The following is a 10,757-nucleotide window of genomic DNA, read 5'->3' on the forward strand; positions in this document are numbered from 1 at the left end:
TAAAGCCATTACCTAAGGGTAATGGCTTTTGTATTGTACCTAAATTTATTAAATTCATAATTAAAAGACCTAATATTACGCCCCTTTATTTTTTCTTGAAAAATATCTCTTTCTATATATCAAATAAATTATTGTTGGCCAAGGTGCTTGAACTAATCCTATAATTCCCCAAAGCCAAGGATTAGGAATATTTTTTTTCATTGCATCTCTAAAAATAGTAGTTCCCTGTATAATAAGAATTATAAGAGCACAGACTAAAGCAATTTTTGTACTTAATGTCACTGTGCCTCCCTCCTTGATTTCTTCCTTAAAAGAACAAAGTTTATTATCAATAACACTATTAATAATATAGTTTGAGATATCATCATAACTTCTATTGACGTTTTTATATAAACAAATCCAACTAAAGTAGATACTAAAATGGCAAATATTAAAAATCTAAATGTAGCTTTTCTAATTTTTGAACTAAATCTTACCTCTTGACCCTTTTCCACTATAAAACTTACATCAATAGGAACTGATACTTTATCATCTATATTACTTCCAAGAGACATCTTATCTAAAGCTTCTTTTATTTCCAACTCATCAGAAGTAGTGCCAACTAATGAACCTTCATAATACTTATCAATCTTTTTATCTAAATTATCAAAAGATTTCATGTTATCTACCTCCTTTAAATTTCGAAAGAATCTCTTTTATTCCATAATGCAATCTTGATCGCACAGTACCAACTGGACAATTCACCACTGCACTGATTTCTTCATAACTATATCCATAGTAATGTTTTAATATAAAAACAACTCTTTTATCATTTGACATAGATTTTAATATTTCTAAAACTTCCTCTAACTCTTCCTTATTAATTATTTCCTCTTCTAATGAATAGGAAGATGGAATAATATCTAATAATATATCGGTTTCTTTATTTCTCCTTAAGTAATCTTTATACTTATTTGTTGCAATTTTTATTAACCAGGTTGAAAATTTAGCCTTTGAAGTAAAAGAATCTATATGAATAACAGCTGATAACAGGGTTTCTTGAAGAATTTCTTCAGTTAAGTCTTTATTACAGGTAAGCTTTAATATATATCCCTTTAATATAGATAAATTTCTACCTATGAGCATTTCAAATGCATATTTATCACCATCTTTGGCTCTTGCTATTAATTTTTCTTCATTTTGATCTTCTAAATTCATATAGCTTACCCCTTTTTGCTGTTTTCATATATTAAACGCATTAGCTTTAAAAAAGTTCAATAAAACCAAAAAATATTTTTACCCTATATTATAACAATAAAAATCCCCTAAAATACATTTCTGCACTTTAGGAGACTTTACTGTATTTATATATAATTATTAATCTACTATAAATTTATCTTATATAGCAAACAATATGACAAACAAAGCCGAAATAACATATAATGCTTTAGGAATTTCTTTTGCTCTACCTGTAAATAACTTTATTAATACATATGATATAAATCCAAATGCTAAACCATCTGTAATTGAGTATGTTAAAAGCGTTAATATTAATGTTAAGAATACAGGTACTGCTTCTGTTATATCTGAAAAATCAATCTTTGCTATTGGTTCCATCATTATGCATCCTAAAACAATTAATACAGGAGCTGTAGCATATCCAGGTATAACTGTTAATATTGGCGAGAAGAATAATGATAATAAGAACATACCAGCTATCACAATTCCTGTAAGTCCTGTTCTACCGCCTTCTGCAATTCCTGAAGCTGATTCAACGAATGCAACTGGAGTTGAGGTTCCTAAACAAGCTCCTACTGCTGACCCTATAGCATCAGCTGTTAAAACTTTGTCTGCATTCTTAACATTACCCTTTTCATCTAAATATCCTGCTTTTGAAGCTAATCCAATTAAAGTACCAATACTATCAAATACATCTATAAATAACATAGAAAGAATAGCTGGAATTATTCCAATTACCATTGCACTCTTAAAATCAAATTCCATGAATACTGGAGAAACTGATGGAGGCATAGAAACTATTCCTTTTGGAAGCTCTGCAACACCAAAAATTAAACCAAGTATATAAATAGCAGCCATTCCTATCATGAATGCTCCCTTTACATTTTTGTATGACAGTACAGATATTATAACTACTCCAAGTAAAGCTAATAATACCGTTATATCTTTCATATTACCAATACCAACTAATGTAGATGGATTAGCAACGATTATCTTTCCACCTTGTAACCCTATAAATGCTATAAAGAATCCAATCCCTATACTAATTGCATGTTTTAATGATTGAGGGATACTATCAATAATAACTTGTCTTACTTTAAATACGCTAAGCAATAAAAATATAATTCCTTCTATAAATGAAGCTGCCAAAGCTGTTTGCCATGAAAAGTTCATTCCTAAACAAATTGAAAAAGTAAATAAAGCATTTAATCCCATACCTGGCGCCATACCAAATGGATAGTTTGCTAAAAAAGCCATAATAACTGTTCCTACAACTGAAGCTAATGCTGTTGCTGTAAACACTGCACTTTTATCCATTCCTGATTGGCTCAAAATATCAGGATTAACAACTAAAATATATGCCATAGTAAAAAAGGTTGTTATTCCAGCCAATATTTCAGTCTTAACATTTGTATTGTTCTTTTTTAAGTGGAATATCTTTTCTAATAAACCACCTTCAGTTTTGTTTACCGATTCTTTTGATAGATTGTTCACTATGAATTCCTCCTGTTTTATGAAGTGTACAGTTATATACTGCCATTCAAAAAATAATTTCGTTAGATCTTCTGCTAACCTTTGTAAAAGAATATGATAAGAATTTATAGGTATCATAAAAAAATATAATCCCCTTTGTATTATTAACAAAGGGGCTTGAAAGTAAACCAAATACCTACAAACACCCATAGTCAGACAATTTACGGTAGTCCGGTAGAAACACTTAGACCTTATCACTAAGCATATACGGGAAATTTTTTTATTTTTATACTCTTAATGCTACAATAATTTGTTTAATAAATCAATAGAAAACGTAAAAAAAACGAATATTTTTTTGTTTTATTGCAATATTATTTGTGTTTTAAAGCTGATTTATGTAAATTCCTTCTTTAAAATAACAATTGATTTGTTATAATTACCAAAAATATTTTAATAATTATTTTATCTACTAAACAATCTCCATAAAACTACAGGTATAACATTTAGTATTCAAAATATTATTAGGTGAAGTATGATTTTTAGAATCCACTCCACCTAATAATAATTTTATAATATTTAAATTTTAGTTTGAATTGATTTACTAGGATATAATGTTGTTCCCCATATAGAAAAAGTCGTTTCTTTAGCTAATGGTACATTTTTTTCATCTATTACAGTTCTCCACCACTCCCATGCAAGACCTGTACATTCTCCTGCTCTTACGCAAATATTTCTAGCATTTCCTTTTAAGTATATTTCCGTATTGAAATGAGCTGTTTTACCCTTTCCATTTCCGTCCCATGATTTATGTTCAACAACTTCATTTCCGTTTTTATCATAACTTACCTCATCCCATGTTACATAAAATTTCGCAACGTATGCTCCACTATGGTCAAGTATTATCTTCCCATCATTATGCTCTGTTGTGGTTGTCTCCACATATTGTGTTTTATTATTTACACACGCTACCTTATTATCTTTTAAAAATGTAGTTGTATATGATATTGGATATCCTGGATTTTGAGGACTATATACTGAATTATTTTGAATAACATTTCTTATATCATCAAAGTTTTTAGTGATTATTTTATTATGCTCTTGTGCTCCTCCACCTAAAACCACAGCTGTAAATGAACTTTGATCTATAATATCTTGATACTCCGCATTAGTACTTATTCCTTGATTCTCTATTAAAGCATTAAATGCAGCTTTGACATTTGAACTCTTAGAATTACTTTCAAGTTTAACGTAGATTGTTCTACCATATGAAACACTGGAAACATATGCAGGAGGATTGTCTTTATTTACCCCTCTTACAGCTAAGTCATTATAAGTTACATTATCACTAAATAAATCAGATGGTCTCTCTGGTGAGTCTACATTTGCTGTATAAAAAATTTGCTTGTAGGCTACTATCATAACCTTTTTTTCACCTTTATATATGGAATCAAAATCTATATTTAATCCATTCTCTAAAACTTTAAAGTTACCTCCAAACATAGTAGATAACTGAGATTTACTATAAACCATTGTATCAGTATAGCTCATTCTTGTAGGAATGCTATATCTAGGTGCATATTTTGTATTCCATGTTTCTAACAAAGAATTTAAAGAAGACTTAACCGAAGAATATGTAGGAGAATTAACTACTGTCTTCCCATCATCACTCATTCCAGGCAAATCAACACTTAACGTAATTGGCTTTCTTTGACATGAAATAATATCTGGTCTATTTTCTACAAGATTTCTATTAGCAAGCTGTATAACCCCAGGATAAGTTCTATCATTCATTGAATCTATTATAGAAATATCTGAAGTAGAATTAGAAATATCCTTCTTTTCTCTTTTTATTTGAACATATTTATTTTGCTCTTGAAAACCTTCTGCAGGTACAAAACTCGCAACATTATCCCCATTAGATGATAATATTGTATTTGAATCATATGATAATCCATAAATACTTCTATCTATATCCTCACTATTATTTTTAATTTGATTATCTTGTATAGCTTGTCCACTATTTTCCATAGATACATTTTCTTTAGTATAATTATCTTTAGCAGCCAAACTATCTCCACCATCTACAGTAGATCTAAAGAAACTGCTAACAGAATTATTATTTTGATTAATAGTTTCCCCATATACAAAACTACTTGTAGTAACGATAACCGCTCCACATAATGTTAATGACAATAAAACCTTTTTAATATTTTTCACCTATATTATCCCCCTTATAGTCTTCAAAGAATATAAATTCATTGAAATTTTAACAAAATTATACATTAAGATGCGATAATTGTCAATTTTCATCTTATTTAAAAAAATCCACGATAATTTATCGTGGATTACACTAAGAAAATATAATTCTATTATGCTCTTACATCAATAATATTCCCTTTACTTGTATCTACAGCCATCTTTCCAATCATGTCTGTCATTTGAGTTGCCATTTCTTCCCCATTATTCATGGCCATCTTTAAAACTGATGTTGAAACCGCATTTTGAGTCGATGATTGACTCATATACATCGATAATGCTCCTATATCCATAAATTCACCTTCCTTTCTATACCTCATTTCTTTATCGTCTTATAAAATATTTACTTTAATAGATTATTATCCTTTTATTATTTAAAGCAACTTCATCTGGCCTAGATATGAATATACCAAGTTTATAAATTGCAGTAAATATATGTTAATCACTTCTATTACAGTGTATAATAAACTTTGTAAAAGGAGGCTATGATAACTCATGAAGAAATATAAATTAACATCAAGAATTATTATTTTTCCTATATTAATCTGCTTAATTCTTTTCTTTTATTTTCCTAAATCGCAGAAAAACTCTGAAGAAAGTCTAATATTATCCTCATGTGATAATTTAATAGTTCCAACACTTGCTTACGATGATAATAGCATTACACTAGCATGGCATAAACAAACTAACTCTAGCGACATTGTTGATTATAATATTTATATGGATGGGAATCTTATAGGTAATGCAAATAATAGTAGTGAATTTAAAGCTAAATCACTTATTGAAAAATTTTATAATGATCCTAGCAATAGTTCAGCAGTAAATATAAGCTCACATAGTTTTAAAGTTTCAGGTCTTACTCCTGATACATCCTATAGTTTTATAGTAAAAGCTGTTGACAATAAAGGTAATGAAATAGCTGAGAGCAACAAAGTGATTCAATCTACAGAAAAACCTTCTAAAATATTTAATTCTCTTGATTACGGGGCTGCAGGTGACGGGAAAACTCTAGATACTAAAGCAATTCAATCTGCTATAGATGCTTGCACTCCTGGTGGACAAGTATTGCTTCCTTCTGGGAAAACCTTCAAATCTGGTTCTCTTTTATTAAAAGGCAATATTACCTTCAAAGTAGATGGAACTCTTCTTGGTTCTGGAAATCCAGAGGATTATTTAAAAAATAATAATTCTAGAGATAAACTAGCAAATTACTCTCTCCTTTATATTAATGCAAATAATAAAGAAGAAAACCTAAAAATTATAGGTACTGGCACAATTGATGGAAATGGATGGAGACAAGCTGCTTTTGAAAATGAATATGGATTTCCAAACTCTTTAAAAAGCAGCCTAAAAACTGTTGAAGAAAACGGAATTTTAGCTGCTAACCAATTCAAACTTTGTAAAACTAATGGTCTTTCAGAAACTGACGCTTATTCCAGACGATCAAATTTAATTTCTATAAGGAATATGAAGAATATTTATTTTGGTGATGGACTTTCTTTTATTAATCCTTCAAGACATACAATTTCATTAAGCAATTGTAATGATGTTGTCCTAAATAATGCTTTAATTAAGACTTTTGATTGCAATAACGGAGATGGAATAGACTTTAACGGCAAAGGATTAACAGTTTTAAATAGCGTTTTCGATACCGGTGATGATGATATAAATTTCAATGCCGGAAAAGGTGATGATGGTGAGGAAAGTTCTACGCCTGTAGATAATGCATGGATATTCAACAACTACTTTGGACGAGGACATGGTGCCGTTGTTGCTGGTAGCTATACAGCTGCATGGATACAAAATATATTGGCAGAAGATAATGTTTTAAACGGAACGGGATCAGGACTACGTTGTAAGTCCTCTGCTAGAATTGGAGGTGGCGCTAAGAATATTGTATTTCGTGATTCTGCTCTTAAGAATATTGTTGATGGAGAAGGCAAACCGTTTATATTTACTTCAAACTACTCTGATTCAAATTCAGCAGGCTCCTTTAAACCAGCAAAAACCTTTCCTCAATTTAAACATATTCTTGTATCAAACTGTAGCGTAGATACCTCTAAAGACAGCTCAATATTAGTAGCAGGATTAAAAGATTCTTACCATGAAGATATATATTTTAAAAATATCTCTTTCAAAGGAACTAAACCCGCTAAAATAACTTATATGAAAGATAGTACTTTTAAAAACGTGACCTTTGATAGCAATATAAAAGACCCTTGGGATATAACAAATTGCAAAACACTTGATTTTGACAATGATTAATTCACATAAAAAAGGCTATAGTTTTCACTATAGCCTTATAACAATCTAAAATTATCTTCTATTGTTTTGTTGTTTCTTAGCTCTTCTGCAATCTGCACATCTTGTTGGTTCATTTTCGAATCCTTTTTCTTTGTAGAATTCTTGTTCTCCAACTGTGAATACAAATTCGCTACCACAATCTCTACAGATTAATGTCTTATCAGTCATATTAATTCCTCCTATTTTAAAGATTCTAAATTGATAATAATCTCTAATTACGAGAAACTATTTACCTAAATAAAACTCTTATATTTATAGCTTTTTCAGCTACCTATTCATAATAACATATAAACATATTAATTACTACACTTTTTTTTAAATTATCAATATACTATAAATGGTATATATAAAATCTATTACGGTAATAGCTCCTAAAACACCACTTATAATCAAGCTAAATCTCATTCTAAAATATTTATCTAATACTTTATATAAAAATGGATGAATCCAATATACTAACATGATCCCAAATACTCCAAAGCCAATAGAACTAAATAAACTCACTCTTCCATAAATATTAAATATCCATCCACTATAATCCCACCATATCCTTCTAAAAAGTTTTTCCATCTCCCAAGATGTAATAAACTCTAATAACCCTGTTACCAATACACTACCCCCAAAAACAGTCATCATATTATAATTTCTTTTGCTAAATAAGAATAAAATTAAAGCTACCCCAACTCCATAAATAGTACAAACTGGAATATGCAAAAAGCCTCTTTCTTCTAGCGTTCCATCTATAATGAATATAAATACTTTTTCCCAAGCCCAACCTAAAAAACTATAAAACATAAAATATAAATAATATCTACTAACTTCTGATAGATTCAAACTTTTAGCTTGAATGTATTCACCATTCTTTTTATTTACTGTATTAATAATTGTCATCTCCTAACTTTTGCAAAAAATAATATATTTTCTACACATAGGATGCCCAATTATTATAAGATACATTATTAAGTTCCTTTAAATTTTTTCATTCAAAAAAAGCCTATAAAGTAATTCAATTAAAGTACAAATACTACTGGAAAATTGAATATGAATTTCTTAAATTCTATAAACATTGCAATTTCTACAACATTTTAAAGCTATTTAATCGAAATCATCCCACAATCTATTTTTTAGTTATATACCATTTTAATACAAATTTAACATAATATTTAATAAGTGGTATATTATATATAGAAATATTTGAATTTAGGGGGGATTTCGTAATGAAAAAATTAGTAATAACATTATTAACAGCCAGCATATTGTCAACTCCATTTGTTTTTAGCAACCCTGTTCAAGCAGCAGAATTACACTCAAAACAAACTACAACTGCTTTTGCATCTGTATATAACAGTGGGTTGCCTACAGTTGGATATGGTTACACAACAAGAGGATATTTTGTTCAGGAAGTGCAACGAAAATTAAACTTTATTGGACAAATGATACACAATAGTTCAATAAATGCTGGAGCTGAAGATGGCATTTTTGGTCCTAAAACATACAACGCAATTTATAATTATCAAGGGGCTGCCAGAATACCTCAAGATGGTATATGTGGCCCACAAACTTGGGATTGTATAAATACCGATTTTGCTTGGTACCATGGCTAATAAAATAAAGCTTATTTCGCTAAATGAGATTTTAGTAAAAGCAAAAGCTAATGATTTAAAGTCATTAGCTTTTGCTTTTATGGTTAATTCTAAATAATATAACTATACCTTAAATTCTGAAGTTAACTTTCTTAGTTTACTAGCCATTTCTGATAATTGTGATGTTGTACTTTCTATTTCGTTCATAGTACTAAGTTGCTCTTCTACACTAGCACTAATATTTTCAGTACCTTCAGCCATTTCACTTGAAGTATCAGCTATATTACTTATAGCTTTTTCCATTTCTTTAGTGCTTTTTGCTTGTCTATCGTTTGCTTCATCTATTTGCTCTATTTGAACTACAATATTTTGTATATTATTAATAATATTTTTTATACTTTCTTCAACTTCTGAAGCCTTACTAACTCCTTGAGTTACTTTCTCCTCAACTAAATTAACAGAATCTACAGCTGAAGCTGATTTTAATTGATTTTCTTTTACTAGATTAGATATTTCTCTAGCAGCGTTATTACTTTCATCTGCAAGATTTCTTATTTCATCTGCTACTACATTAAACCCTTTCCCAGCTTCCCCTGCACGAGCTGCTTCAATAGCTGCATTTAATGCTAAAAGATTTGTTTGTTCTGAAATAGAAGTTATTATTTGAATTATATCTCCTATTCTCTTTGATGAATCATCCAATTGTTTTATCATCGATGATACTTCCTTTGATGAAGAAGCTATATCTGTTATTGAAGATGCAACCTCTGATATCATAACAGCACTTTCTTCTGCTGTTGCTTTAGCCTTTTTACTATTAACAGTTGTATTTCTACTAGCAGTAGATGTAGCTTCTGAAAATTTTGCTACTTCCGTTAATCCTGCATAAGTTTCTTCCACTACTGCCGCTGAATCTGAAGTACCTGCAGATAGTTCAACTACTGTATTTGAAATTTCTTCTAAAGATTTTGTAGTTTCATTTGTTGCCAAACTTAATTGGTCACTTGAAGATGCTATTGTTTCAGCAGAAGCAATTACTTCTTTTATAATTCCTTGAAGCTTGTCTACAAACAAGTCAAAGCTACTACTAAGCTCTCCTATTTCATCTTTACTCTCATATCCAATTCTTTGTGTTAAGTCTCCACCACTAGTTGAAATTTCTCTTAACTTTTTTGTAACTCTATTAACCGGAACAGTGATTGACCTTGCTATTATCACTGATATTACTAATAAAATAAGCATAGATATACCGATTAACACAATAGTTGAAACTATGGTTTCTTTATAAAGGAATCTACTTTCATTATAAGTTTCACTTGCATTACTTACTTGTTGATCTATAATATCATCAAAATCTTGAATTACTGTTGCTTTTGCATTGTCATAATCGTCCATATCACTTCTTGATTTATTTGCCTCAACGTTGTTAGCTGGCGGTCCTCCTGCTCCTGGTGTTTCTCTAACTGTACCTACACCGTGATTTTTCACAAAACTATCCTTAGCTTCTATAAAAGCATTAAAATCTTCAAGCAAAGTTTGAAATTCTTCCTCATCATTATGTTTTAATAATTTTTCTGTTGTTGTAGCTACTCTAGCTTCAATATCGTCTTCTATAGTTTGTCTAACACTATCATCACTACTCTCCATTAAGGCACTTGATCTTGTTCTTATATATTCAATATCTGATTTTATGTCTTGCAACTCTACAATTGGAAGTAGTCTAGAATCATTTAATTCCATAAGTTTAGAATTAATTGAAGATATTTGAATGATTGACGTAATCCCTATTATACCTAAAAATACAAGAAAACTTACAGAAAGTAATCCAATCTTAAATCCTAGTTTCCTATTTTTAAAAAAGTTCATTTTGCTTCCTCCTACTTTTTATCTCTTGCTTATTATTGAATTAATTATGCATTAAAA

The 10,757-nt window shown here is 29.6% G+C and carries 11 protein-coding genes and 1 riboswitch; of the genes, 2 read left to right on the plus strand and 9 right to left on the minus strand.

Going from position 1 to position 10,757, the window contains the following annotated elements:
* Positions 1–75: 75 nt before the first annotated feature.
* The 6 genes from H9661_RS10120 to H9661_RS10145 all read right to left on the minus strand — a co-directional run bounded on the left by H9661_RS10120 (position 76) and on the right by H9661_RS10145 (position 5,267).
* Positions 76–282 (minus strand): sigma-Y antisigma factor component, encoded by a 207-nt coding sequence (locus H9661_RS10120; RefSeq protein ID WP_143317991.1) that lies wholly within the window; start codon positions 280–282, stop codon positions 76–78.
* On the minus strand, positions 279–659 hold the full coding sequence (locus H9661_RS10125) for a hypothetical protein (protein WP_143317990.1): 381 nt from the start codon (positions 657–659) through the stop codon (positions 279–281). The genes H9661_RS10120 and H9661_RS10125 overlap by 4 nt, the downstream gene beginning before the upstream one ends.
* 1 nt (position 660) lies before the next feature.
* Positions 661–1,197: an RNA polymerase sigma factor SigY gene (sigY, locus tag H9661_RS10130; protein ID WP_143317988.1), complete on the minus strand. Its 537-nt coding sequence runs from the start codon at positions 1,195–1,197 to the stop codon at positions 661–663.
* A 180-nt stretch (positions 1,198–1,377) separates the two neighbouring features.
* The gene (locus H9661_RS10135; protein ID WP_191768605.1) at positions 1,378–2,712 is read right to left on the minus strand and encodes a solute carrier family 23 protein; all 1,335 of its coding nucleotides are present in this window, start codon (positions 2,710–2,712) and stop codon (positions 1,378–1,380) included.
* A 168-nt stretch (positions 2,713–2,880) separates the two neighbouring features.
* A riboswitch (purine riboswitch) is annotated at positions 2,881–2,982 on the minus strand.
* A gap of 285 nt (positions 2,983–3,267) precedes the next feature.
* The gene (locus H9661_RS10140) at positions 3,268–4,908 is read right to left on the minus strand and encodes a thiol-activated cytolysin family protein (protein ID WP_341480420.1); all 1,641 of its coding nucleotides are present in this window, start codon (positions 4,906–4,908) and stop codon (positions 3,268–3,270) included.
* A gap of 152 nt (positions 4,909–5,060) precedes the next feature.
* The gene (locus H9661_RS10145) at positions 5,061–5,267 is read right to left on the minus strand and encodes a YjfB family protein (RefSeq protein WP_243129645.1); all 207 of its coding nucleotides are present in this window, start codon (positions 5,265–5,267) and stop codon (positions 5,061–5,063) included.
* 175 nt (positions 5,268–5,442) lie between these two features.
* On the opposite strand from H9661_RS10145, the gene H9661_RS10150 reads away from it, so the two are divergent.
* Positions 5,443–7,212 (plus strand): glycosyl hydrolase family 28 protein, encoded by a 1,770-nt coding sequence (locus tag H9661_RS10150; RefSeq protein ID WP_191768607.1) that lies wholly within the window; start codon positions 5,443–5,445, stop codon positions 7,210–7,212.
* Between the two features lie 51 nt (positions 7,213–7,263).
* Here H9661_RS10150 and H9661_RS10155 read toward each other — a convergent pair whose 3' ends face one another.
* Complete coding sequence (locus H9661_RS10155; protein ID WP_143317983.1) at positions 7,264–7,419, minus strand: zinc-ribbon domain-containing protein; 156 nt, start codon at positions 7,417–7,419, stop codon at positions 7,264–7,266.
* Between the two features lie 147 nt (positions 7,420–7,566).
* Complete coding sequence (locus H9661_RS10160; protein WP_143317982.1) at positions 7,567–8,142, minus strand: putative ABC transporter permease; 576 nt, start codon at positions 8,140–8,142, stop codon at positions 7,567–7,569.
* A gap of 326 nt (positions 8,143–8,468) precedes the next feature.
* Between H9661_RS10160 and H9661_RS10165 the strand changes: the two genes are divergently transcribed.
* Complete coding sequence (locus H9661_RS10165) at positions 8,469–8,855, plus strand: peptidoglycan-binding domain-containing protein (RefSeq protein ID WP_191768609.1); 387 nt, start codon at positions 8,469–8,471, stop codon at positions 8,853–8,855.
* A gap of 102 nt (positions 8,856–8,957) precedes the next feature.
* Here H9661_RS10165 and H9661_RS10170 read toward each other — a convergent pair whose 3' ends face one another.
* Positions 8,958–10,700, minus strand: a complete 1,743-nt coding sequence (locus H9661_RS10170) for a methyl-accepting chemotaxis protein (RefSeq protein ID WP_191768611.1) — start codon at positions 10,698–10,700, stop codon at positions 8,958–8,960.
* Positions 10,701–10,757: the final 57 nt, after the last annotated feature.

Source organism: Clostridium cibarium (genome assembly GCF_014836335.1).
GTDB classification, from domain to species: domain Bacteria; phylum Bacillota; class Clostridia; order Clostridiales; family Clostridiaceae; genus Clostridium; species Clostridium cibarium.